The organism is Nocardia sp. NBC_00565 (assembly GCF_036345915.1).
Lineage (GTDB): Bacteria > Actinomycetota > Actinomycetes > Mycobacteriales > Mycobacteriaceae > Nocardia.
Window position 1 is genome coordinate 1,765,768 of the sequence record NZ_CP107785.1, and the last position, 24,331, is coordinate 1,790,098.

The following is a 24,331-nucleotide window of genomic DNA, read 5'->3' on the forward strand; positions in this document are numbered from 1 at the left end:
GACGCCGAAGCTGGTCGGTGCGGTCAGGTCGGTGACTTTGCGGAGGTTACTGCTGCTGGGGTGGCTCCAGGGGAGTTGTCGGTTGTACCGGCGGTTCCGTGGGCTCAGGCGGCTGGTGTGGAGTCGTGGGCGGCGCGGGCGGTTGCTGCGTTGTCGTGGGCGGTACCGGTGATTGCTGCGCTGTTGTCGGCTGCACCGGTATCACCTGCGTCGCGGTCTGCTGCGCGGCACGCTGCTGCGTCGCACTCTGCCGCTCTGCCCGCTGCTGTCTGCGTCGGAGCGCGGCCTGTGTGAAGGTCGAACCGCTGAAGTGCGCGCCGTAGACGCCGAGTGCGACGATCCCGGCGGCGATCACCGCGACACCCGCGAACCAATCAATATGCCAGAACGCCGCGACGACACCGACCAGCGAGCTGAGCAGTGCCAGCGCCTTGGCGGTCTCGTCGGTGATACTGCGGCTCACGGCCTGGTCGCCGGACTGCAATTCGTCGAGCATGATCAGCACCGCGAGCAGCGGCAGCGAGATCGCGAAGGCGACCACGGAGATCTTCCCGGACACACTCAGCGGGTCCGCGGTGAGAAAACCCTGCAGAATGACGACGCCGATGGCGATCAAGCCGCCGTACATCAGGCTGTTCTGCTTGGCCCACTTCTTCAGCTCCGTGGGAGTGGCCAGCTTTTCGTAGTCTTCGTCCTCGTGCACGGTCGTGACCCTACGGGAAAATCCACAGGTGTCCCGGGTGAACGGTTACGCATCGACCAACGTCGTTCGCAACAGCGCCAGTTCGGCGTCGGTGAGGCCGTTGTCGAGCAACCAGCCAGCGGCACCGTCGTGGGTCCTGTGCAGTTCGTCGAGGAATCCGATGATGACGTCGGGGTCGACGGCCAGGATGCCGGTGCGCACGGGCGGGAGTCCGTGATACGAGGGGAGGGCGTCCAGGCGGGCGCGGATGCGTTCCAGGCGTTCGCCGGTGAGCGCGTAATCCGCGGCGATCGCCTCGGCCGGGACGCCGACCGCGTCCAGCACCATGGCGGCGACGATCCCGGTGCGGTCTTTGCCCGCGGCGCAATGGAAGACGACCGAGTGGCGCTCGGCGTCGGCGATCAGGCGGGCCGCCGCGACGATGGATTCGCCACTGCCGGAAAGCAGATCGCGATAGAGGCCGACCAGGTCGTAGTGTCTGCCATCGGGGACGAGTTCGGCGGGGGTCGCGGCGACCCCGGTCGCTTTGCGCACCGGGAGATTCACCATCCGTACCGCCGGGCTGCCGGTCAGTCGGCCGCAGCCCTCGCGCACCACCTCATCCGGATTACGAAGGTCGATCAGCGTGCGCAGGCCGACCGGGCCGATCAGGATGCCGAGGTCGTCCTCGGTGAGATGCTGGGGTGTGCTGGAGCGGTAGGCGATGCCGAATCGGGTTGTGCCGCCGCCGAGTACCGGGAGCCCGCCGAGGTCGCGAACATTGTCGATCTCGGCGAACTCCACCCATCGCCGCTGGGCGCTATCGGTGAACATCGCGCTAGTGGGCTCGGCCCGCGGCGGCCTCGTCGGCGCGGCTCAGGCCGCACAGACCGATGAGGTCTTCGTGCAATTCGAACCACACCGTGTGATAGCTGTCCATGATCGGCCGGGCCACCCAGGTGTGGTCGCCGCCGTTCATCCGCTCGACGGCGCGGGCCAGGCGGTCGGTGTAGGGCGCGAGGCGGGGCGCTATGGCGCCTATGCGTTCGACCAGCGGTGCGACGTGGTGGTGCAGCGTGGTGAGTCGCGCCAAAACGGCGGTGTCGTAGGCGTTGTCGGAGTGATCGTTCACCGTGCTCGCATCCTTCATCTGCCAGGCCGTGATGAGTTCCTTCAGCTCGGCATTGAACTCGCAGAATTCATCGTAGGCCGCCGCGATGCCGCTTCGGTCGACATCGGCGCGCTCGTGTGCCAGCAATTGGGTGAGTTGTTCGCGGCCGTGCGGTGTGAGGCGTACGCCGAGCGGTGTGCCGGCGCACAGCCCGCGCGTCACGAAATCGGCACTGCGGGAGGCGGCTTCGGTCGCGGCGATATCGAGGCTCGCGGCGACGGCATCCGGTTGTACCCGGCCCTTGATGCCGATCAGGCGGAGTATCGCGAGGTCGGGCACCTGCTCGATGGGATTGTGGCCGTCGATATCTGATGGGTGTGTCGCTGCTACCAGTGGTCGTGACACGTCGGCATCGGAATGTGTTGCTGCTGCCGGGGCTTCGGTTCGATCGCGCTCGGCGAGGAACTCGGGTAGTCCGGCGGCGTCGATCCGCGCCCACTCGGCGAGGCGATCGATATCCTCGATTACCGCGGCCTCCACCGCCTTTCCGGTCAGCTGTCCCGGCCAGACGGTGCCGGCGCCGCCGTCGACGGTGACGACGCTACCGGCCAGCGCCTCGACCACCCCTGGGCCGCAGCCGACTACGCACGGGCGGCCCAATTCGCGGCTCACCAGCGCGGCATGCGAAGTGGCGCCGCCGAGTTCGGTGATGATGGCCCGGGCCGCGATCATGCCGTGCAGATCGTCCGGGCTGGTGGTCGGGCGCACCAAGATCACGTGCTCGCCTGCGGCGGAACGGGTTTCGGCCACATCCGGATCGGTGACCACGACACCGGAGGCGAGGCCGGGACAGGCGGATTCGCCGTGGGCGAGCGGGCTCAGTCCGGTGTTGTCGCCGGAGGCGGGGCGCAGGACCGTCCGCAGTTGGTCGACGCTGACCCGGCGCAATGCCTCGTTCGCATCGATGAGGCCCTCGTCGACCATCGCGACGGCAGCGCGAACCGCCGCGCGCGCCGAGCGTTTCGCCGGCCGCGACTGCAACAACCACAACCGGCCGGACTCGACCGTGAACTCGATGTCCTGAATATCGCGGCCGTCGCGCTCGAGCAGTTCGGCGGCGGCTAGCAATTCCCGGTGCACGGCGGGCTGCGTCGCCGCGAGGTCGTCCAGCGGTCGCGGGGTGGTGCGCCCGGAGACGACATCTTCGCCCTGCCCACCGATCAACCACTCGCCGAAGACCGGACCTTCACCGGTATTCGGGTTTCGGCTGAACAGCACGCCTGTCCCGGAGTGCGCGTCCAGATTGCCGAACACCATGGCCTGCACCGTCACCGCCGTACCGAGCGCATCGGAGACTCCTCTGCTGCGCCGATAGGTCTTGGCGCGCGCGGAATCCCACGACCGGAATACCGCGGTGATGGCGCCGCGCAACTGCTGCCACGGATCCTCGGGCACAACGCCATTCGGATCGCCGAGCACGATCTCGCGGTATTGGGTGACGAATCTGCGCCGAGTATCGCGGGCATACCCCGGATTTCGGGTCTCATCGGTCAATGCCCGCTCGACCGCATCGTTGATCCCCAAATTCAGGACGGTATCCATCATCCCCGGCATGCTCACCGCGGCCCCGGAGCGCACCGACACCAGCAGCGGCCGCTGCCCCGCCCCGAACCGCCGCCCCGTCCCACGCTCCAGTGCCGCGATACCCGCCTGCACCCCGGCCCAGATCTGCGCCCCGAGTACTCCGCTGGCACCGAACTCGGCCCAGGCCTCGGTGGTCAGCGCGAACGCCGGCGGCACCGGAAGTCCCAGCGCCCGCATGTGATCGACACTCCACGCCTTACCGCCGATCCGCTCCCGCGAAAGTCCGCACGCCCCATCGAGTTCGGCGACGGACCCATGCCGATCAGAACCGAGGCCCCCGAAGACGGCACCCGGTCGCTCCACCGGCTCCACTCCGATCGTCATAGCACTCCTCACATTGTCGAAAGCCACCGCACCGCAGGTGACAAGGGCCGATTACCGCTGCGCCGGACCCGAGCCCAGCCCTCCGATCGCCCTGCGAATAACCCCCGCCTCTCAGCCTGCCGTCCCGCGCCGCCGCGGCGTACTGGACGTCCCGGTCAGCAGGATGTGTCGCGGCGACTGGCTCAGCAGACCGGCTCCAACTCTTGAGGTAGTCAGCCTCTTTGACTATATTAGTCAGTGAAGCTGACCAAATATCAGGGAGGTCGACCGTGGACCGGGATGTGCAGTGGCGGGTTATCGAGCAGCAGCGACGGGCAGTCGCGGACGTGCTGGCAGGGCTCGAGCCGTGGGAGTGGGAGGTGCCGTCGCTCTGTGCCGGATGGCGGATTCGGGATGTGGCCGCGCATATCGCGTTGGCGCCGCAGCCGCCCGGTCCGGTGGCGATGGTTCGGGAGGGGATGCGGGCGCGCGGGCGGTTTCATCGCATGAACCACGACGTCGCCGTGCGCTATGCCGAGGCGGGACATGATCTCGTCGATGAGATCCGGGCGCATGCGGGCTCGCGGAAGCTGCCGGTGGTCACCAGCTATCGCAACATTCTGTTCGACATCATGGTGCACGGCCAGGACATCGCGATTCCGACTGGCAGGCAGATCGAGCTTCCGGTGAAGGCCGCGGCGACGGCGGCCACCCGAGTGTGGACGATGGGCTGGGCGTTCTGGGCCAAGCAGCGGCTCAGGGGACTTCGGCTGGTCGCCACCGACGTCGACTGGGCGGTCGGAGCCGGCGGCGAGGTGCGCGGGCGCATCGCCGACCTGCTGCTACTGGCGACGGGACGCTCAGTTGTGCTGCCGCGCTTGACCGGTGCCGGCGTCGGCGAGCTGTGGACCCGGTTGTCGTATCGAAACCTGGTCTGAGCGTGCACTATTCGCCTGGCCGTGCCGCGGGGTCACGGCTGGGGCGAGTCCTTATACCTCGTTCTTCATTTGTGCGGTGATGATCTTCTGGTAGCCGGAGCCGAAGATTCGTGGCAGCAAATCGATGACGCGGGCGTCGGCGCCGATGAGGATCTTGGCCTTGTCTTTTCGGATGCCGCGCAGGATGGTCTTGGCGGCGGATTCGGGCGTGGTCTTCGCGAGCCTGTCGAAATTGGCGGCCAGGGCGTCGCGGTCGCGGTCGCCGCCCGCGCGGGCCTTCCAGGCGATATCGGTTTTGATCATGCCGGGATGAACGCTGCTGACGCCGACGGGATGGCCCGCGATCCGCATCTCCTGGCGCAGCGCGTCGGTGAAGCCGCGAATACCGAATTTGGTTGCGTTGTAGGCACTCTGGCTGGGGCAGGCGGCGAGCCCGAACATGCTGGAGACATTGGCGATATGCCCGGCACCGGAGGCGATGACCTGCGGCAGAAAGGCTTTCGTGCCATACATGACGCCCCAGAAGTTGATGCCGACGATCCATTCGAAATCGTCCCAGCTCAGCTCCTCGACCGTGGCGGTCAGCGAGACACCCGCGTTGTTGACCACGAGATTGGCCGGGCCGAAGTCGGATCGGACCTCGTCGGCGTGCGCGTAGACGGCCGCGCGATCGGTGACATCGAGCCGGTAGGCGCGAGCCTTGGCCCCCTCCTGCTCGCACAGCGCGGCGGTTTCGCTGACATTGGCCAGGTTTCGCCCGGACAACGCCAATCTCGCGCCGTGGCACGCCAACTCCAGCGCCAGGGCCCGGCCGATGCCGGCGCCCGCGCCGGTGATGACGACGACCTTGTCCTCAAAGTTCTTCACAGCAGGTGTCCTTGCTTATTTGGTGGTGTAGCCGCCGTCGGCGACGAATTCGGAGCCGGTGCAGAAACTGGCCTCGTCGGAGATGAGGAACAGCACGAGCCCGGCCAGCTCGCCCGGTGCGGCGGCGCGGGGGAGCGGCTGGTCGTGCACCATCGAGTGGGAGCGGTCGGAGTCGGCGGTCATCTCGGTGGCGACGACGCCGGGATGTACCGAGTTGACCCGGATTCCGTCGGCGCCGAACTCCTGGGCGGCGGCCTTGGTCATCCCGCGCACCGCCCATTTGGACGCGACGTAGCCGAGGATATTGCTGAAGGCGATGATGCCGCCGATCGAGGAGATATTGACGATCGAGCCGCCGCCCGCCCGGCGCATCGACGGCACAACGGTTTTCATGCCGAGGAACACCCCGACCTGGTTCACATCGATCACCCGTCGGTAGTCCGCTTCGGCGAGCTGCTCGATCGGGTCGACGTGCACGATGCCCGCGTTGTTGACCAGTCCGGAGACCGGACCGAAAATCCGCTCGGCCTCGGCGACCACTGTCTCCCACGATGATTCGTCGGTGACGTCGTGGGGGAGGAACACCGCATCGTCGCCGAGTTCGGCGGCAACCGCCTTGCCCTCGTCGATGAGCACATCCGCCACGACCACCGCCGCGCCCTCGGCGACCAGGCGACGGGCGAACGCCGCGCCCATTCCGCGCGCACCGCCGGATACGATCACGGTTTTGCCCTTGACTCTGTCCACGTCGTACTCCTCAGGAATGCTCGAGATCGGCGATGTGCTGGGCGGCGAGATAGCCGAAAACCATGGCTGGGCCGATGGTCGCGCCCGCACCGGCGTAGCTGTTGCCCATGACGGCGGCCGAATTATTGCCCGCCGCATACAATCCCGCGATCGGCGCACCGTCGGAGCGCAGCACGCGCGAGTGCTCGTCGGTCACCAGGCCGCCCTTGGTGCCCAGATCGCCCGGCACCATCTCGACCGCGTAGAAGGGACCCTGATCGATCGGGGCCAGGCAGGGATTCGGCGTGACGGTCGGGTCGCCGTAGTAGCGGTCGTAGGCCGATTCGCCGCGGTGAAAGTCCTCGTCGCGACCGGATTGCGCGAAACCGTTGAACCGGTTCACCGTCGCGGTGAGCGCGTCGGCCGGAACACCGATCTTCGTGGCGAGTTCGGCCAGCGAATCGGCCTTCTTGATGATGCCCGCGTCGAAATACTTCTGCGGGATGGCCTGTTTCGGGAAGGTGCCCAGGAACAGGTACCGGTCACGGAAGCGCTGATCCATGATGAAATGCGCGGGCACATGGCCGATGCCCTGCGCGTGCCGCTCGTACATGGTGTGCACCACATCGACGTAACTGGCCGATTCGTTGGTGAACCGCTCGCCCGCGTCGTTGACCATGATCGCGCCCGGCTGGGAGCGCTCGGCCAGGCAGAAGAACGGCGGTCCGTCGGGATTGCGCACCGAGGGGCCCCACCACGCGTCGTCCATCAGATCCAGCGCGGCGCCGAGCTTTTCACCGGCACGAATGCCGTCGCCGACGTTCTCGGTCGCGCCGACGGTCCAGTCGGTGCTGACCGGCCCGGTGAAGTATTGCTCGCGCATCGCCAGGTTGTGCTCGAAACCGCCGGCGGCGAGCACCACACCACGACGCGCGCTGATGGTGATCGGCGCACCATCGCGTTCGGCGCGCACCCCGACAACTACGCCGTCGGCGGTAATGAGTTCGGTGAGCGGCGTATTCAGCCACACCGGCACCCCAGCGTTGCGCAGTGCCAGCCACAGCCGAGCCACCAGGGCCTTACCCAGGCTCAGTGGGATTCGACCACGGATCCGGTTCAGCACGGCTTTCGCGCCGACTTTCATCGCCGTGCGCTTACCCTTCCAAGTGCGCGCGATCATATTCAGATCGTGGAAGTCGCTGACGGTGAACGCGATTCCCTTCGGCCCGGACATGGTGGGCCGGTTGATGAGCTCCAGGTCCTTGCCCAGCAGGCGGCCGTCGATGATGGCGGGTTCGATACTGCGGCCCTGTGCGAGCCCGCCCGGCAGTTCGGGGTGATAGTCGGAATAGCCACGGTCGTAGACGAATTGGAGATGGTTGGTGCGCGCGCCGAGGTAGGTCATCATGCGCGGGCCGTTGTCCAGGAACGCGTCCTGCTTTTCCTGCGGGACACGTTCGCCGACAACGGATTTCAGATAGACCCGGGCCAGGTCCGGACTGTCGGGCACGCCCTCGCGCACCAGCACCGGATTATTCGGAATCCATACGCCGCCGCCGGAGCGCGCGGTGGAGCCGCCGAAACTGCCGCTCTTTTCGATGAGCACCACCGACAGCCCGCGGTAGGCGGCGGTGAGCGCCGCGGTCATACCGGCGGCGCCCGAGCCGACGACCACGACGTCGTAGCTGTACTCCTGGGACATCTGGCTCTCTCTTCTCTCTAGTAGTGCTTCTTCGACGCTATGGGCGCGACGGTGGCACGAGCGGGGGCAGTCTCATCCACCGAGACACGTACCTGACCTCAACGAGAGCATCGGAAATATTTCTACTAGGCATAGTGAAATCGGGGATGGCAGCCGGCGGAGCCGGCGGGGTGGGAACAACACAGTGGAGGCAGTGCATGAAGTTCTCGATGATCTTCGAGGCGCAGATGACCAACCCGTCGGCCGATCACGAACGGCAGGTGTTGCGCGACTGTGTCGAGCAGGCGGTGCTGGCCGAGGAGATGGGTTTCGACACCGTCTGGGCGGTCGAGCATCACGGCTTGAAGTGGTACGCGCATATGAGCGCCCCGGAGATCTTCCTGACCTGGGTGGCCGCGCGCACCGAGCGGATCCGCATCGGCCACGGCGTGGTCTGCATGCCGTTCAACTTCAACCATCCGGTGCGCGCGGCCGAACGCGCGGCCATGCTCGACGTGCTCTCCAACGGCCGGGTGAACCTCGGCGCCGGCCGCGGCGCGACCCCGCAGGAAACCTCCATGTGCGGCGTCGACCCCGCGCGCACCTACCAGGAGGTCGAGGAGTCGCTGCGGATCATCGGCAAGGCCTGGCAGGATCCGGAGGGCGAATTCGAGTGGCACGGTGAGCTACTCGATATCGATCCGCATCCGATGCTGCCGCGCCCGGTGCAGCTACCGCACCCACCGCTGTTCATGGCGTGCACCAAGAAGGACACCCTCAAACTTGCTGCCGACTATGGAATCGGCGCGCTGGTACTGGGTTTCGCGGGCGTCGAGGAGATCGCCGAACTGCGCCGCACCTACGACGCGGCCATTGCCGAGCGCACCGGGGAAAAGTTCGTCTCCACCGTGGTCAACGACCACTTCGCGGCGCTGTGCCCGACGATCGTGCTCGACGACCGGGATAAGGCCCAGCAGATCGGCGCACGCGGACAGCGCTTCTTCGCCCAGTCCATCAAGCACTGGTACGGTGCCGGCCCGGTCCCGGACGAGGCCGTCGATCCGACCGTCGACGAGGTAGCCAAGATTCGCGCGGCCGCCGACGAGCATGTCGCCTACCTGCACGAGGCGAAGATCCCGGTACAGGCCGGAGCCACTTCGGTTTTCCATGCCGAGCACGCCTACGGCAGTCCGGAGGACGCCATCGCCTACGTCGAGCGGCTGCAGGCGGCGGGCGCCGACGAGATTCTGTGCCTGATCCAGATGGGCACGGTCCCACAGGAGGCGTGCCTGGAGACCATTCGGCACTGGGGCGAGAAGGTCATCCCGCATTTCCGCAACAGCTAGGCACAAGTGAATCAGCAAGGAGCAGAACATGATTGATCTGACCGGCAAGGTCGCGCTGATCACCGGTGCCGCCCGGGGCCAGGGTGCCGAGGAAGCTCGGCTGTTCGCCGCGGCGGGCGCGAGCGTGGTGCTCACCGATGTGCTCGAAACCGAGGGCAAGGCTGTCGCCGAATCCATCGGTGCCGCCGCGCGTTTCGTACGTCATGATGTGAGCAGCGCCGACGACTGGACCGCCGCGGTGCAGACTGCGGTGAGCGAATTCGGCAAGCTCGATGTCCTGGTGAACAACGCGGCGATCTACACCGCGAAAGCGCTCACCGATACCACCGTTGAAGAGCTGGAACGCATTCTGCGGATCAATCTGGTCGGCTCGTTCATCGGCATGCGTTCGGTTGTTGCCCCGATGGTGGCGGCAGGCGGCGGCTCGATCGTCAACATCTCGTCACAGGCCGGATTGCAAGGGCTGATGGGGCATTCGGCTTATGGTGCCTCGAAGTGGGCATTGCGAGGGCTGACCAAGACGGCGGCGCTGGAGTTCGGTCCCGCTGGGATCCGGGTCAATTCGGTGCATCCCGGTCCCATCGCCACCCCGATGATCGGCCATCTCGGACTCACCACCGGACCGGGCAGCTTCCCCGCGCTGCCGCTGGGGCGGGTCGGCCTGCCGTCCGAGGTGGCGGATCTGGTGGCCTTCCTGGCCTCCGACGCGTCGGCGTTCATCACCGGTGCGGAGTTGGCCATCGACGGCGGATTGTCCGCGGGACAGTTCGTTCCGCCGGGCTCGCTGCCGCCGGTCGGCGCCGCGGGCGAGGCATGAGGTACCGGCGATGCCGTTGAAACCCGAGGCCCGGGTGATCGTCGATCTGGCCGCCGCGTCGTTCCCCGCGCTGGGCACCGAGGTGCTCGATGCCGCCCAGGCGCGCCGCATTCTCGCCGCGCGCCCGGCGGCTCCCGTCGACCCGATTCCGGTCGAACGGGTCGAGGAGCGGTGGGTGCCGGGGCCGCCCGGAGCGCCGCAGGTGCGGGTGCGCGTCTATCGGCCCGCGGGCACCGAGCTGCCGGTAGTGGTGTTCTGTCACGGTGGCGGATTCGTGATCTGCGGTCTGGACAGTCACGATCAGCTGTGTCGAGCCATGAGCAACGGCGTCGGCGCGATCGTGGTGTCGGTGGACTATCGGCAGGCACCCGAACATCGGTTCCCGGCCGCGGCCGAGGATGCCTATGCGGTGTTGGAATGGGTCGCCGCCCAGGCGAGGACGTTCGGTGGGGATCCGGAACGGATTGCGGTGGCCGGGGACAGCTCCGGCGGGAATCTGGCCGCGGTGACGGCGCTGATGGCCCGAGATCGCAACGGGCCCGCCATTGTTCACCAACTGCTGGTCTATCCGATGCTGGATCCAGCGCGCGACACCGAGTCCTATCGGGACAATGCCAACGGATACTTCGTCACCGACGATCATTTGCGTTGGTACTGGGAGCAATACCTCGGATCCGACGGTGACGCGGCCAACCCGTACGCGGTACCGTCGCGCGCCACCGATCTGTCCGGGCTGCCGCCCGCGTATGTCATTACCGCCGAGTTCGATCCGCTGCGGGACGAGGGCGAGGAGTACGGCGCTCGGCTCCGTGCGGCGGGTGTGCAGACCGTGGTGGTCCGCTACGACGGCGAATTCCACGGATTCTTCAGCATGGCCGACCACCTGCCCGACGCGAAAGAAGCCACCGCTCAGGCCTTTTCCGCTCTTCGCCGCGCACTGGAGTTCCGATGAGTATCGAGCGACTCGGCGCAATCTTCCCCGCTGACAACCTGACTGCCGCGATCGATCTGCTCACCGCGGTATTGGGCACCACCGCGACCTTTGTCGACGGCGACCGCTGGGCGCAGTTCGACATCGGCCCCACCCGAGTCATGCTCGCTGGTGCCGACGAGCGCGACATGCCGTCCCTCGCGGTGAAAGTCGGCGACTTGGACGAGACCCTTGCCCGACTGCGTGCCGCCGGTTTTCCGGCCGCCGAACCGGTGACCGGACCACATGAACGGCGCACTTCGGTCCGACCGTCGCCTGAATCGCCCTGGGCGATAGTCCTGTACGAGCCGGTGCATCGGCCAACTGGATAGCCGTTCCCTGTGGCTCAGGTAACTCCGCCACCCACCTTCCATACGCTACCGTATGGGTGAGTTCCATACGGGACCGAATGGAGGTTGGGTCATGGTTCGAAACGTCCATCAGCGGGAGTACCCCGTACCCGTGGCGCAGGTCGGCGCGCTGGTCGCCCGGGTCGCCGAGCCGGACAGTCCGGTGTGGCCGCCCGGCTGGCCCCCGATGGTGCTGGACCGCCCGCTCGGTGTCGGTGCCGTCGGTGGGCACGGCCCCATCCGGTATCGGTGCACCGAGTGGGTGCCGGGTCGCCGCGCGCAGTTCACCCTCGCACCCGGATCACCCATCGAGGGCACGCACACCTTCGAGGTGTTGGACGGTCCTCGGCCGGACAGCAGCATCCTGCGACACGAGATAGCGGGCCGTCTGCGCGGTGTGGGCCGCATCCTGTGGCCCCTCGCCATCCGGTGGCTGCACGACGCCGTGCTCGAGGAACTCTTCGACCGAACCGCCGTCTCGCTGGGACATCCTCCGGTCACCCCGGCCCGTCGGTCCGCGTGGGTCACCTTGCTGCGCAAGCTCAGGTCGCGCCGCTCGAACGGCGCGCTCGTCGATTCGGCGGCGTAGTGCGGAGTCCGGTGAGCAGCAGGGCCAGCAGTCGGTCGGCCTGACCGGTCGGGTCCGGTGTGTCCTGGGCGGCCCAGGCGATGCCGCCGATCATGCGCAGCACATCGGTCGCGTCGGCGGTCGCGATGACGGTCCCGGCTTCCTGGGCGCGGTGCAGTAACGCGGTGCCGATCGCGAAAGTCTCGGCATGCCAAGCGGATACCAATTCGGCACCGCCGTCGATGGCGGAAGTCAGTATCGCCGCGGAGAGTCCGCGAAAGGTGAGTGCGTGGCCGATCGCCGCGCGGAGCCAGGTGGTGAGCGCCCGATAACTGTCCGGCTCATCCATCAGGTCGCGGCCGAGCTCGGTGAGTTCGGCGACGCGCTCACCGAGAACCGCTTCGATGAGGTCGAGGCGGGTGGGGAAGTGCCGGTAGAGGGTGCCGCTGGCGACACCGGCACGTCGGGCGATCTCGTCGAGGGAGGCGTCGACACCATATTCGGCGAAGGCGATTTGGGCCTGGTCGAGCAGACGCTCGTAGTTGCGCCGGGCATCGGCGCGCATCGGCCGCGTTGTGCCCGTGGATCTTTCGCGCGTCAGCGGGGTCTCCTCTTGCTAACCGGGGACGTAGTCCGTTACCGTTTCCGGATAACCGGACTATGCCTCATGTTATCCGAAGAATGGGGCGGCAGGAGGTCGTCCCATGGCGCTGTCGGTACAGGACCGAATCGAGATCGGCGATCTGATCGCGCTGCACGGTCACCTCATGGACGCGGGCGAACTGGACCGGATGGATGAGCTGTTCACCGCCGGAATCACCTACGACCTCAACGATTTCGGGCGGGGTGAGCTACGCGGGATCCTGGCGCTACGGGAGGCGGCGGTCGCACTCGGCGGCGGCAACCCGGTCGGGCATCACATCACCAATGTCGTCATCACCGAGACCGACGGCGCGGTCCGAGTGCGGTCGAAGGGTATTGGCATCCATGCCGACGGGACCAGCCGCAGCGTCGAATACGACGATTTGCTCGTGCGCGAGGCGGCAGGCTGGCGCATTTCCTACCGTAAGGTGATCCTGCATCAGACGCCGCTGGGTGGTCGAGTGACCAGGTCCGTCTAGTTCAAAACAGACTGCTGGTCGTTCTTTTGCTGGCTACATGCTTGTTAGCCGCATAGAAACGGTCGCGCGTTGCTATCGTCGCGCCATGTCGGACACACGGGACGCTCATCTCGAAGCCGAGCCTCCCGCCGACCATCAGGTGGCCGGGGCGGGCGATGCTGCGCCGTCCGGGCCGGATCCCGAGCACCGGGCCTTGCCCGACAAGATCGAGGTCGACGACGAGGAACGACCCGCGCGGGTGCTGCGCGGATGGCCCGAGCGGATCGTGACGACCGCCGCGTTCGCCGTCGCGATGCTGGTGCTGTGGCAGGTCTTTCGGCCGCTGGCGCAGGGCAGCCAGTACTACCTGGTGATCTTCCTGGCCGGGACGCTGCCGCTGGTGTTTCTGGCCTATCGGTCCGGTGTGCGGTGGCTCGATCGCGGCGAGGGGCCCGGTCCGCTCGATTGGTTGCTGGCCGCGGTCAGCCTGGTGGTGTGCCTGTATCCGGTGCTGCCGATGGTGATCGGGTCCGGCGGGGGCGGCTACAACGCGTTCCTGGACCGGCAGGGATTGCTCGATCCGGTCGATATCGCCATGGGCACGGTGCTGCTGATATTGGTGCTGGAGGCCAGTCGGCGCACCACCGGGTGGGTGTTGCCCGCGGTCTGCCTGGTGTTCCTCGCGTACGGCTATTACGGCGGACGACTGCCACAGCACTGGACCATCGCGCACGCCGGGCTCGACTTCGACCAGATCGTCGACGCGCTGTACAACTCGGGCAGCGGGTTCTACGGCACGCCGCTGGATGTCGCGGCCACCTACATCGTGCTGTTCACCCTCTACGGTGCGGTGCTCGAATTCTCCGGCGCGGCACAGTTCTTCGTCGATCTGTCGGTGGCGGCGTTCCGGCGCTCGCGCGGCGCGGCCGGACGCACCACGGTCGCCTCGGGATTCCTGCTCGGCACCGTCTCCGGCTCGGGCACCGCGACCGCGGTGACGGTCGGCGCGGTGACCTGGCCGATTCTGCGCCGCGCCGGGTATCCGCCGGAGCAGGCGGCGGGCGTACTCGCGGCGGCCGGTGTCGGCGCGATTCTCTCGCCGCCGACGCTGGGCGTCGCCGCGTTCATCGTCGCCGAGTACCTCGACGTCTCCTATGTGACGGTGCTGGGCTGGGCGATGATCCCGACCCTGCTGTACTACTTGGGAATTCTGCTCGCGGTGGAGATCGATGCGCGCCGGCTCGGCATCAGAGCGGTCGAGATCAGCGCCACCTCGGTATGGCGGCTGCTGCTGCGATTCGGTTATCACTTCCTGTCTTTGATCGTGATCGTGGTGCTGCTGCTGATCGGTGTGAGTGCCGCGCGCGCCGTCGTATACGCCACCGCACTGGCTTTCGTGCTCGCGTTCCTGGACTCGCGCGTGCGGGCCAGGGCACGCTCACCGCGCCGGATCTTCCACATGCTCGGCAGCGGTGTGCGTTCGGCGCTGCCGGTCGTCGCGGTGTGCACGTCGGCGGGGGTGATCACCGCGATCGCCACCAAAACCGGACTCGGCGCGCAACTGGCTTCGCTACTGGTGAGTGCGGGAAAGGCGTTATCGGACAACCACACTGTGGTGCTGGCCTGCACCGTGGTGCTCGCCGCGATCGCACTCGCGCTACTCGGGCTCGCGGTGCCGGTGACCGCGTCGTTCATCATCGGCTGGGCGATCATCGGTCCGGCCCTGCTCGCGCTGGACGTGTCCGCGCCCGCCTCGGCGATGTTCGTCTTCTACTATTCGGTGCTCTCCGAGGTGACGCCGCCGACCGCGCTGGCGGCCGTCGGCGCGGCGGCGATCACCGGAGCGCGTGCGGTGCCGACGATGTGGCAGGCGTTGAAGTACGCGCTGCCCGCCTTCCTGGTGCCGATTGTGTTCGTGCTCAGCGGCCCTGGCGAATATCTCCTCGGGCACGGGCCGGTGCTCGGCGTGCTGTGGACGACGATCGTGGCCGGCCTCGGCGTGGCGGCGCTGGCCGCGGCGACCGGCGGCTGGATTCTCGGCATCGGCCCGGCCGGTGTCCCGGCGCGACTGCTCGCCGCGGTGGCCGGTCTGGCCCTGCTGTACCTGGAGCCCGGCGCGCTCGTCGTCGGTCTGGCCGCGCTGACCGCGGCCGTCGGGGTCACTCTGCTCGCCCGAAGGAGGACGACTTGAGAAGAGTTGCAATAGGATTCGCTGTCGCCGTGGTTTCGGCCGGATTGCTGGCCGGCTGTGGGGGACGACGCGACACGCCGCAGACCGATGCGGGCGGCGCGGTCACCTGCCAGGTCGAGAACGAGACCAGGGTCGGCATCGCGACGGGCAATGCGACCGGTGTGTACTTCGCGCTCGGCAACGCCTATGCCGAACAGATTTCGCAGGCCACCGGCGGCAAGGTGAAGGCGACCGCGGCCGAAACCGGTGCGTCGGTGCAGAACATCCAGCAGGTGGTCGCGGGAACATATCAGGTCGCGTTCGCGCTCGCCGACACCGCCGCGGACGCCGTTATGGGCAACGCCGGCTTCGACGGCAAGAAGCAACCGGTGCAAGCGCTTGCCCGGCTCTACCCGAACTACACCCAGGTGATCGTGCGCACCGGCGCCGAGATCGGGTCCCTCTCCGACCTGCGTGGCAAGCGGGTCTCCACGGGATCGCCGAAGTCCGGCACCGAGGTGATCGCCCAACGCGTGCTGCAGGCGGCCGGACTGAATCCGGACACCGACATCTCGGCCCAGCGCCTGGACCTCACCAAAACGGTGGACGGTATGAAGGACGGCTCCATCGACGCCATGTTCTTCTCCGGCGGTCTGCCTACTCCCGGTGTCACCGACCTGTTCACCTCCGAGAAGGGCAAGGTGCGCTTCCTCGATATCGCCGATCTGACCGGCAGCATGCACGCGGTCAACCCGGTCTACGAGGAGGGCACCATCCCCGCCACGGCCTACGGCCTGGCCGAGGACGTGAAGACCATCGTGGTCCCGAACTTGCTGCTGGTCCGCGACGACCTCGACGCCAACCTGGCCTGCGTGCTCACCAAGACGCTCTTCGACCGCAAACCCCAACTGGAACAGGCCAATTCGTCCGCGAAAGGGATCAACCGCGATACCGCCACCATTACCGCACCGGTGCCGTTGCACCGCGGCGCGGCACATGCGTTGACGAAGTAGGAACTGGACGTCTACGGCGTCAGCGCACATGTGAGCGCGTGGGCGGTGTCGATCGTGGCGGTGCTGAAGTCGTCGCGCTCGGATTTGGTGGTCGATATGCGCAGCGGGCCGAGTTGGACCTCGTAGGCGGCCTGGCCGGCGGTGTCGAAGACCGGGGCGGCGAGGTAGCTCAGGGGGAGTTCGGCGTCGGAGTCCAATTCGGCCCTGGTGAACGGGCGGGAGGTGAGGAAGGCCAGGCGACGCAGGGCGCGGGTGCGCAGGTGAGGTTGTCCGAGTTCGGTGCGCATGGCGCCGAGTAGGTCGGCGAGGAGTTCGACGGTGCCCGCGTCGTCGGTGCGGGGCCGGAAGAGTGCGACGCCGCGATCGCGAACGAGAGTGAGCAGGGCGCTCGCGACGCGGCGGTCCGCATCGGGGGCGGTGGCGAGCCAGGCGTTCTGTTCGGCGGCCGAGCGCCAGGGCATGACGCTCGCGCCCGCCGGAAATTGCAGGGGAAAGCGGTGGCCGACGGGGAGGCCGGGGACGACGCGCTCGGGTCCGTGGCGGACATCCAGGACGGTCAGATGGTCGGGTTCGATGCGGCTCAGGGTGGTGCCGTAGCCGGTGCGGACGGTGAGTTCGGTGAGGATGTCGCCGAGGGTGGGCGGGAGTGCGGGGCCGTGCAGTCCCATGAGCGTGGGGCCGAGGCCGTAGCCGCGGCTCGGATCGCGCCGCACCCAGCCCGCCGAATCCAGTTCGGCCAGAATCGCGGTCGCGGTCGCGCGGGCGATATCGAGGCGGTCTGCGATGGCCGCGACGCTCATCGGCTCCGGCGTGGCGGCGAGCGCAGACACGATATCGATGACGCGGCGGGTCGGCGGGGACGGGGACCGGTCGGACATGGACAACCTCTTGTGCGGTTTGCTGGAATGGCTCTACGATGACGAATATTACTACATATGGCGTCGAATATTCGACAGTTGCGGAGCGCGCATGATCCTGGACAGATTCCGAATCGACGGACAGGTCGCTATCGTCACCGGCGCGGGCCGCGGCCTCGGCGCGGCGATCGCGGTGGCTTTCGCGGAGGCGGGCGCGGATGTCGTCATCGCATCCCGCACCAAGAGTCAGTTGGACGAGGTCGCCGAGAAGGTGGCGGCGGTGGGCCGCCAGGCGCATGTGGTACCCGCGGATCTCAGCGATCTCGAGACGAGCGCCGGGCTGGCCGCCGCGGCCGTCGAACGCTTCGGGCGGCTCGATATCGTGGTCAACAATGTCGGTGGCGCGCTGCCGTGTCCGTTGCTCGATACGACGCCGGACGCGCTGGCGCAGGCATTCAACTTCAATGTGACCAATGCGCACGCGCTGGTGCGCGCCGCCGTGCCGAAGATTCTCGAAACCGCCGGTGGTGGTTCGATTCTCAATATCACCTCGACCATGGGCCGCCTGCCCGGCCGCGCCTTCGCCGCCTACGGAACGGCGAAAGCCGCACTGGCGCACTACACGCGGCTGGCGGCGATGGATTTGAATCCGCGCATCCGGGTGAACGCCATCGCACCCGGCTCGATCCTGACCTCGGCGCTGGAGATCGTGGCGAGCAACGATACGATGCGCGCCGAGCTGGAGTCGAAGACACCGCTGCACCGCATCGGTGAGCCCGAGGATATCGCCGCCGCCGCACTGTATTTGGTGTCGCCGGCCGGAAAGTACGTAACGGGCAAGGTGCTCGAACCCGACGGCGGGCTGATCGCGCCGAACCTCGACCTCCCGCTGCCGGATCTGTCATGACCTATCGCGTAGTCCAATGGGGCACAGGCAATGTCGGCGCGCATGCGCTGGCGGGGGTGATCGCCAATCCGGATCTGGAACTGGTCGGGGTGTGGGTGTCGGGGTCGAAGAAGGACGGGCTCGACGCGGGAATCATTGCCGGACTGGATCATTCGGTCGGCGTGACCGCGACGACGGATACCGAGGCGATCCTCGCCGCGAAACCCGATTGCGTCGTGTACTGCTCGATGACCGACAACCGCCTGCTCGAGGCGGTCGAAGATCTGCGCAAGTTGCTCAGCGCCGGGATCAATGTGGTGGCGTGTGCGCCGGTGTTCTTCCAGTATCCCTACGGTGTGCTGCCGGATGAGCTGCTGAAGCCGATTCAAGAGGCCGCGGCGCAGGGCAATTCGTCGCTGTGGGTCAACGGCATCGATCCCGGTTTCGCCAATGATCTACTGCCGCTTGCCCTCGCGGGCACCTGTCTGCGCATCGATCAACTGCGGTGTCTGGAGATCGTCGATTACGCCAGCTACGACAACCGTGAGGTCATGTTCGACATCATGGGCTTCGGCAAACCGCTCGACGAGACCCCGATGCTGTTGCAGCCCGGCGTGTTGTCGCTGGCCTGGGGCGGCACCGTGCGCCAGTTGGCGGCGGGTATCGGCGTGACCCTCGACGCCGTCACCCAGACCTACGAACGCATTCCCGCGCCCGAGTCGTTCGATATCGCCACCGGGCATATCGCCGAAGGGACCGCGGCCGCACTGCGTTTCGAGGTGCGCGGCATGGTCGGGGATCAGGTGGTGACCGTGCTCGAGCACGTTACGCGGCTGCGCCCCGACCTGTGCCCGGACTGGCCGCAACCCGCGCACCGCGAAGGCTCCTACCGCGTCGAGATCACCGGCGAACCCAGCTACGCCATGGACCTGGTCACCTCGAGCCGCAACGGCGACCACAACCACGCGACGCTACTGGCCACCGCCATGCGCATCGTCAACGCGGTCCCCGCCGTCGTCCGAGCCCCAGCGGGAATCCGCACCGCACTGGACCTCCCACTGATCACCGCCCCCGCAACCCGCCCACCTCGGACGTCGTAAACGTCCCAACGGTGTCCGACGCTGCGCGCTCCATATCACCCTTCGCGCCCGGTGTCGGATTTCGTACCCGTTGTCGGCATCGAGGGACAAGCCCGATACAGGGTGCGGCAGTCGATCCCCGCAGTGCGTGTGCCGATGCTGTGCACTCACTGTGGGGGCTTCGCCATCTTGGTAGCACCCACAACGGGTGCGGAGTCAGCCAGCGAGTGCCCCTGTCAGCGGTCGGCGAGGACGGTCAGGGCGCGGTCGACGTCGGTGGTGCTGTTGTAGAGGTGGAACGCGAAGCGGAGGCCGCCGCCGCGCGCGGAGGCGATGACACCCGCCTCTGCCAGGCGGGGGGCGGCGTCGCCCGCGCCGGGGACTACGACGATGGCCGAATCATTCGGTAGCGGCTGGAAGCCCAACTCCGTCAATCCCGTTCGGAATTGGGCGGCGAGTTCGCGGTTGTGCGCGCCGATCTTGTCGACGGTCAATTCCTCGATCAGCGATAGACCCGCCACCGCGGCGATGACGCCGAGCCAGTCCGGCGTGGTGTCGAAGCGGCGGGCGGTGGTGGGCAGTGCGATCGGTTCGTACAACTCGGCCCACCGGTCGGCGGCGGCGTACCAGCCGGGGCCGAGCGGGCGCAGCTCGGCGGCGGCTTCGGGTGCGGCGGCGAAGAATGTGACGCTGCGCGCGCCGATCAGCCACTTGAAGGTGCTGCACACCCAGTAGTCCGCATCGGTGAAACGCAGCGGCAGCCAGCTGGCGGCCTGGGTGGCATCGACGAGGAGCCTGGCATCGTTGGCCAGGGTGGCCGCCCGCAACACCGGCAGATCGGTGATCCGCCCATCCTTGGATTGCACGACGCTCACCGCCACCAGCGCGGTCTCCGGCCGCACCTCCTCGGCCAGTCGTTCCAGTGGCACGAACCGCACCGCGAGATCGCCTCGGTACACGAACGGCATGGACACCGAGGAGAATTCCCCCTCGGCGAGCAGCACCTCGGCACCCGGCCGCAGCGCGGCGGCCACTGGCGCGATCATGGTCGAAGCGGTGGCGCCGAGCGCGATATCGTCGGCCGACGCACCCTCGAGCAGTCGGGCGTATCCGGCGCGCAACTCGGGCACCAGATGATCGTGCGCCATCGGCCCGCCGCGCCCCGACGCCCACTCCGCGTGCTGGGCTCGCAGCGCCGCCAGTGCCCGCGCGGACGGCAGCCCGTAGGACGCGGTATTGAGATAGGTCGTCTCGGTCGTGAACTCATCGGGCGCAAGCGAAGACATACTCCAACACTCCGCCGGCAACCGCCCCGCGTCGAGTACCACCCGGAAAATAGTGGCCCCAGATCCGGCGTTCAGTCCGAATGTCGTCGTTCGATGGTCGCTTTCATCACCTGTGCACCGCGCTCGACCCGCGGCCGCACCTGTTCGGCGGCGTCGTGGGGCAATACATCGGTGACCCAAACCAGCGTGCTGCGACCGTCTTCGGCATCGAGCACCTGGAAGGTGGCATGGTGGTGTGTGAGCGGCAATTGGAAGCCCTCGACAGCCGAGTAGGCCAGCCTGCGCGCATCGTCATCGATGGTGACGATGAGTTCGCGAATCACATTGCCGCCGGGCATGGTCAGGAATCTGGTGTCGCCATCGATACGGGTGTCGACGACATAGTCGGGCAGCAGACGTTCGTGCACGGCGCCGATATCGCGCAGGGCGGCCCACACGTGCTCCGGACCGACCTCGATCAGAATCTCATGCTGGATGGTGGCCATAACGGATCCACCGTATCGGGCGCCTATTTCGGGGTCTCGGCTGCCCACATGTTGGACAGCAGTTGGTAGCTGGGGGTGTCGGCGAGGGATTGCATGGATTCATAGATGCGCTGGTAGCTCGTCGCGGTGATGCGCCAGCGGCCGTCGACGTCGAGGCGATAGCTGTCGGTGTAGTAACCCGCGCCGCGGATCAGGACGCCGTATTCGGTGGCGATCACGGTGTCCTCGAAAGCCCAAGAGCCCGTTGCGGTCGCGCCGTCCACGGCGATCTCGGGATGGTTGGCGATATGGGTGGTGACGACGGCGGGGCCGAGGTTCTCGCGCATGAACGCGGTAACGGCGTCACGGCCGTCGAGGGTCAGCGGTTCGCCCATGGCGTGGGTGCCGTAGCGACCGGCGACGTCGACGGCGAGCGTATCCGCGAAGTCGTCCCACTGTTTGAGATCCAATGTCCGGAAGTAGCGGTATTTGAGCTGGCGGACGGCTTCGACGGCGGCGAGATCCATCCGTTCAGCTTGGCACTCGCGCAGTGGCAAAACAAGAACTTGTTCTAGCTGTCGGATGGGGTGGTCGGCTGTGCGGCGGTCGCCTGTGCGGCGAGGCCGTCCAGGACAGCGATGTGGGCCGGTGGCACCTCGATATTCATGCATACCGCGCCCGGTCCGGCGGGAGTGAATGTGAAGGTGAAGAAGGCGCAGCAGCTCGATTCGCGGGCCGCGAGATTTTGCGCGGTTGCCGTGGCCGCGGCGTCGAGCTCAAGTCGCAGCAGGGTCGGCGCCGGGCGCTCGATCTTGCACAGTGCCGTGGCGAACAGAAGTGCGAACTCGCCGACTCGCAACGGCTGTTGCTCGGTGGGCAGTGTGCACGCTTCCGGTGCCGCCCATATCAAATTCTCGCCGAGCATTCGGACCACCTCCACGAGGCTGTTGATATATGCCGCAAGGCTAGCGCGGAATTCACAATGGGACCAGATTGCCCGCGGAATGCGGGTGTTCGCGCGTGCACATCGGGTATCCGAATGGTGGACGCAGTAGCCGGAGCGCACGACTGCGCCCCACCGCATCACAAGCTCATCCTGACCAGGAGTCCGCAATGACTGAAGGTCGCACCCGAGGCCACCACCACGACCCGTCCATCGATCAAAAGCTGGCACTGCGCACCGCCGCGCGCCGATTGGAACGCGAATTCGACGACGTCCCCGATGAAACCGTCGACCAGTGCCTACATTCCGCCTACGACCACGTCGCGGGCCACGCCACCATCGACAACTTCCTCCCCTTGCTGGCCGAGCGCTACACCCGCGAATGGCTGCACGCGATGACCGAGGAGGAGCCGACTAACCGCAGCGCCCGGCTGCCCGCCGTAGTACCTGTTCGGCGTCGCCGCTGATCCGCCCCACGAGGTCGGCGGCCGACTCCAGGCCGTCGATGAGGCCGACGGCCTCACCGGCCCAGGTCGGCACGTAGTCGACATCGCCGCGCCCGGTCGCGTCGAGATATCGTTGCCGCGCAACCGAATCGGCCGCGAGTTCGGATTCGCGTCCGTGCCATTCATCGAGGAAACCGTTGCGCAGTGTGCGGGCGGTGTACTCGGCGGGCCATGCGGAATCGCGCGCGATATCGATGATCCGGTTGCGTTCGGTGTCACCGGCATCGGCGTCGACGATGGCCTTGGCCTGCGCGGCGGATATCAGAGCTTCGTGCGTGGCCTCGAAACGCGTCCCGATCAGCGCCCCGGCCGCACCGAGTACCAGTGCGGCGGCGAGCCCGCGACCATCGGCTATTCCACCCGCGGCCAGCACCGGCACCGGCCCGGCCAGGTCCACGACGGCGGGTACGAAGGGCAGCGTGCCGCGCGTGCCGCCGTGTCCGCCCGCCTCGCCGCCCTGTGCGACCAGAACGTGCGCGCCGGCGTCGAGGGCGCGGGCCGCCTCGTCGGTGGTGGTCACCTGCACGAGCAGGCGAATATCCGCCGCCAGCACGGCGTCCGCGTACGGCGTGGGATCGCCGAAGGACAGCATGATCGCCGCCGGGCGGCGCTCGATGATCCGCAGTACCGCATCGAGATCGGTCGCCCAGCTCAATAATCCGATGCCCCATGGCTTTTCGGTGCGATCCGCGAGTAACCCGCATTCGCGATCGAGCAGGTCCGGATCTCCGCCACCGGCGCCGATCAGGCCGAGTCCGCCGCCCTCGGATACCGCGGCGGCCAACTCACCACCCGCCACCCCGCCCATCGGCGCGAGCATGACGGGGTGCTCGATGCCGAACATCTCCGTGAGATCAGTACGCAATGCCATGACCAGCCCCTTCGCCGCATTCGACTGCCGTCCTCGACGATAGTCGCGCGGGTCACGGCAGCCGATCAGAGATCCGGACGGACCAGGATCTGCAGGTGATCGTCCGGGCGGCACAGTGCTGCGACGGCCTCGTGACTTCGCTCGGCCCGACCTGGACGGTGATGAACGCGCCGGCATCGATGGTGCCGTCGGGGATGCGGTGCAGGGAGTTCACGCCGGTGCCCAGGCGGATGCGCCGAGTCCGCTGGGGGGCGAGGAAGAATCAGCTTCGATCCCAGTCGTGGCCCCAGTAGCTGTCGGCCGTCATTTCCTCTGCGGTGTAGGTGTTTTCGTCGATGAGCACGCCCTCGGTGCCGAATTCGAGATCCCAGCCGCCGGGTGTGCGGACATAGAAGGAGATCATCTTGTCGTTGGTGTGTCTGCCGAGCGTCGAGGACACGTGATATCCGGCCTTGTGCACCCGATCGAGGGCCCGGCCGACATCGTCGAGGCGGTCCACCTCGACCATGATGTGCACCAGCCCGGGGCCCTCGTTGCCGCCGGAGGGGATCAGCGCGAGGCTGTGATGACGCTGGTTGACGCCGAGGAAGCGGATACGCACCGGGCCGTATTCGGGTGGGGCAGGCAGTCGGAACGCACCGCGCGGCAGGAAGCCGAGGACGTCGGTGTAGAAGTGGAACACGCCGTCGAGATCGGGAACCGGCAGCACCGCGTGGCCGAGCCCGAGGCCATCGGTGACGAAGCGATTGCCGAATTTGCCGACGACCGGGCTGTGGTCCAGGACGGGGCCGTGGAAGATCTCGACGGTGGTGCCGGACGGGTCGACGAAGCTGATGGCCGCCTCGACGCCGCGCTTGTCCGCCTCGGCGACCGTGAGCGCGGTGACGGCGATTCCAGCCTGCTCCACCGCTTCGAGGGCCTCGGCGAGTGCACGGTGATCGCGGACCTCCCAGCCGATGGCGCGCACCGTGTCGGTATCGCCCGGCACCAGGACCAGCCGCGCGACGTGCTCGTCCATGCGCAGATAGATGGCGTCCGGATTCGGACCGCTGCCCTCGGCGAAGCCGATCACGTCGAAGGCGAAGGTGCGCCAGGCATCCGGGTCGCTGACCGCGATCTCGACGTAGCCGAGCGAGCTGATGATTGCCATGTT

General features: G+C 67.3%; 25 protein-coding genes and 1 pseudogene. 12 read left to right on the forward strand and 14 right to left on the reverse strand.

All coding sequences use genetic code 11. The features are described from left to right. Positions 1-46: 46 nt before the first annotated feature. Genes OG874_RS08550 through OG874_RS08560 form a run of 3 tightly spaced genes read right to left on the reverse strand, consistent with a single transcriptional unit; the run spans position 47 to position 3,761 of the window. Complete coding sequence (locus OG874_RS08550) at positions 47-703, reverse strand: hypothetical protein (RefSeq protein ID WP_330254574.1); 657 nt, start codon at positions 701-703, stop codon at positions 47-49. A gap of 45 nt (positions 704-748) precedes the next feature. After that, entirely contained in the window at positions 749-1,516 is a 768-nt protein-coding gene (locus OG874_RS08555; protein ID WP_330254575.1) for a tyrosine-protein phosphatase, read from the reverse strand. A 4-nt stretch (positions 1,517-1,520) separates the two neighbouring features. Next, positions 1,521-3,761: a pyruvate, phosphate dikinase gene (locus tag OG874_RS08560; RefSeq protein ID WP_330254576.1), complete on the reverse strand. Its 2,241-nt coding sequence runs from the start codon at positions 3,759-3,761 to the stop codon at positions 1,521-1,523. Between the two features lie 269 nt (positions 3,762-4,030). Here OG874_RS08560 and OG874_RS08565 point away from each other — a divergent pair, with 269 nt between their 5' ends. Beyond that, positions 4,031-4,678 carry a maleylpyruvate isomerase family mycothiol-dependent enzyme gene (locus OG874_RS08565; protein WP_330254577.1) on the forward strand — a complete coding sequence of 216 codons (648 nt, stop codon included), beginning with the start codon at positions 4,031-4,033 and terminating at the stop codon, positions 4,676-4,678. A gap of 51 nt (positions 4,679-4,729) precedes the next feature. Here OG874_RS08565 and OG874_RS08570 read toward each other — a convergent pair whose 3' ends face one another. The 3 genes and pseudogenes from OG874_RS08570 to kstD all read right to left on the reverse strand — a co-directional run. Beyond that, a complete protein-coding gene (locus tag OG874_RS08570) occupies positions 4,730-5,545 on the reverse strand; it encodes an SDR family NAD(P)-dependent oxidoreductase (RefSeq protein WP_330254578.1) in 816 nt (271 codons plus the stop codon). A gap of 15 nt (positions 5,546-5,560) precedes the next feature. After that, positions 5,561-6,292 carry a glucose 1-dehydrogenase gene (locus OG874_RS08575; RefSeq protein WP_330254579.1) on the reverse strand — a complete coding sequence of 244 codons (732 nt, stop codon included), beginning with the start codon at positions 6,290-6,292 and terminating at the stop codon, positions 5,561-5,563. Positions 6,293-6,302: 10 nt separating this feature from the next. Beyond that, positions 6,303-7,988: pseudogene (kstD, locus tag OG874_RS08580) on the reverse strand (3-oxosteroid 1-dehydrogenase); the annotation flags it as partial. Between the two features lie 182 nt (positions 7,989-8,170). On the opposite strand from kstD, the gene OG874_RS08585 reads away from it, so the two are divergent. The 5 genes from OG874_RS08585 to OG874_RS08605 all read left to right on the forward strand — a co-directional run bounded on the left by OG874_RS08585 (position 8,171) and on the right by OG874_RS08605 (position 12,024). After that, positions 8,171-9,298, forward strand: coding sequence for an LLM class flavin-dependent oxidoreductase (locus OG874_RS08585; protein ID WP_330254580.1), 1,128 nt, complete (start codon positions 8,171-8,173; stop codon positions 9,296-9,298). A 28-nt stretch (positions 9,299-9,326) separates the two neighbouring features. Then, a complete protein-coding gene (locus tag OG874_RS08590) occupies positions 9,327-10,115 on the forward strand; it encodes a glucose 1-dehydrogenase (protein WP_330254581.1) in 789 nt (262 codons plus the stop codon). Positions 10,116-10,125: 10 nt separating this feature from the next. Then, a complete protein-coding gene (locus tag OG874_RS08595; RefSeq protein WP_330254582.1) occupies positions 10,126-11,067 on the forward strand; it encodes an alpha/beta hydrolase in 942 nt (313 codons plus the stop codon). Then, entirely contained in the window at positions 11,064-11,417 is a 354-nt protein-coding gene (locus OG874_RS08600; protein WP_330254583.1) for a VOC family protein, read from the forward strand. The genes OG874_RS08595 and OG874_RS08600 overlap by 4 nt, the downstream gene beginning before the upstream one ends. A 91-nt stretch (positions 11,418-11,508) precedes the next feature. Further along, entirely contained in the window at positions 11,509-12,024 is a 516-nt protein-coding gene (locus tag OG874_RS08605; protein WP_330254584.1) for a hypothetical protein, read from the forward strand. Here OG874_RS08605 and OG874_RS08610 read toward each other — a convergent pair. Continuing rightward, entirely contained in the window at positions 11,978-12,568 is a 591-nt protein-coding gene (locus tag OG874_RS08610; RefSeq protein ID WP_330254585.1) for a TetR/AcrR family transcriptional regulator, read from the reverse strand. The two genes, OG874_RS08605 and OG874_RS08610, sit on opposite strands and share 47 nt — an antisense overlap. 139 nt (positions 12,569-12,707) lie before the next feature. Here OG874_RS08610 and OG874_RS08615 point away from each other — a divergent pair, with 139 nt between their 5' ends. The 3 genes from OG874_RS08615 (at position 12,708) to OG874_RS08625 (ending at position 16,286) form a co-directional block, all read left to right on the forward strand. After that, positions 12,708-13,124 carry a nuclear transport factor 2 family protein gene (locus OG874_RS08615; RefSeq protein ID WP_330254586.1) on the forward strand — a complete coding sequence of 139 codons (417 nt, stop codon included), beginning with the start codon at positions 12,708-12,710 and terminating at the stop codon, positions 13,122-13,124. 85 nt (positions 13,125-13,209) lie between these two features. Further along, positions 13,210-15,294, forward strand: coding sequence for a TRAP transporter permease (locus OG874_RS08620; RefSeq protein WP_330254587.1), 2,085 nt, complete (start codon positions 13,210-13,212; stop codon positions 15,292-15,294). Then, complete coding sequence (locus OG874_RS08625; RefSeq protein ID WP_330254588.1) at positions 15,291-16,286, forward strand: TAXI family TRAP transporter solute-binding subunit; 996 nt, start codon at positions 15,291-15,293, stop codon at positions 16,284-16,286. Before OG874_RS08620 ends, OG874_RS08625 begins: the two co-directional genes overlap by 4 nt. An 11-nt stretch (positions 16,287-16,297) precedes the next feature. Here the strand turns inward: OG874_RS08625 and OG874_RS08630 are convergent, their stop codons facing one another. Next, a complete protein-coding gene (locus OG874_RS08630) occupies positions 16,298-17,164 on the reverse strand; it encodes a helix-turn-helix domain-containing protein (protein WP_330254589.1) in 867 nt (288 codons plus the stop codon). A gap of 91 nt (positions 17,165-17,255) precedes the next feature. Here OG874_RS08630 and OG874_RS08635 point away from each other — a divergent pair, with 91 nt between their 5' ends. Both OG874_RS08635 and OG874_RS08640 read left to right on the forward strand, forming a co-directional pair. Then, complete coding sequence (locus tag OG874_RS08635) at positions 17,256-18,050, forward strand: SDR family oxidoreductase (protein WP_330254590.1); 795 nt, start codon at positions 17,256-17,258, stop codon at positions 18,048-18,050. Continuing rightward, positions 18,047-19,129 (forward strand): NAD(P)H-dependent amine dehydrogenase family protein, encoded by a 1,083-nt coding sequence (locus OG874_RS08640; RefSeq protein WP_330254591.1) that lies wholly within the window; start codon positions 18,047-18,049, stop codon positions 19,127-19,129. Before OG874_RS08635 ends, OG874_RS08640 begins: the two co-directional genes overlap by 4 nt. A 215-nt stretch (positions 19,130-19,344) precedes the next feature. Here OG874_RS08640 and OG874_RS08645 read toward each other — a convergent pair whose 3' ends face one another. From OG874_RS08645 to OG874_RS08660, 4 genes are all read right to left on the reverse strand, one after another. Then, entirely contained in the window at positions 19,345-20,394 is a 1,050-nt protein-coding gene (locus tag OG874_RS08645; RefSeq protein WP_330254592.1) for an aminotransferase class V-fold PLP-dependent enzyme, read from the reverse strand. Positions 20,395-20,465: 71 nt separating this feature from the next. Beyond that, positions 20,466-20,879, reverse strand: coding sequence for an SRPBCC family protein (locus tag OG874_RS08650; protein WP_330254593.1), 414 nt, complete (start codon positions 20,877-20,879; stop codon positions 20,466-20,468). Between the two features lie 23 nt (positions 20,880-20,902). Further along, positions 20,903-21,385 (reverse strand): nuclear transport factor 2 family protein, encoded by a 483-nt coding sequence (locus OG874_RS08655; RefSeq protein WP_330254594.1) that lies wholly within the window; start codon positions 21,383-21,385, stop codon positions 20,903-20,905. Between the two features lie 44 nt (positions 21,386-21,429). Beyond that, positions 21,430-21,783, reverse strand: coding sequence for a hypothetical protein (locus OG874_RS08660; RefSeq protein WP_330254595.1), 354 nt, complete (start codon positions 21,781-21,783; stop codon positions 21,430-21,432). 188 nt (positions 21,784-21,971) lie between these two features. Here OG874_RS08660 and OG874_RS08665 point away from each other — a divergent pair, with 188 nt between their 5' ends. Next, positions 21,972-22,268, forward strand: coding sequence for a three-helix bundle dimerization domain-containing protein (locus OG874_RS08665; protein ID WP_330254596.1), 297 nt, complete (start codon positions 21,972-21,974; stop codon positions 22,266-22,268). Here OG874_RS08665 and OG874_RS08670 read toward each other — a convergent pair. Both OG874_RS08670 and OG874_RS08675 read right to left on the reverse strand, forming a co-directional pair. Then, positions 22,216-23,178 (reverse strand): NAD(P)H-dependent flavin oxidoreductase, encoded by a 963-nt coding sequence (locus OG874_RS08670; protein WP_330254597.1) that lies wholly within the window; start codon positions 23,176-23,178, stop codon positions 22,216-22,218. The genes OG874_RS08665 and OG874_RS08670 overlap by 53 nt on opposite strands. 262 nt (positions 23,179-23,440) lie before the next feature. Then, the gene (locus tag OG874_RS08675; protein ID WP_330254598.1) at positions 23,441-24,328 is read right to left on the reverse strand and encodes a VOC family protein; all 888 of its coding nucleotides are present in this window, start codon (positions 24,326-24,328) and stop codon (positions 23,441-23,443) included. Positions 24,329-24,331 lie beyond the last annotated feature (3 nt).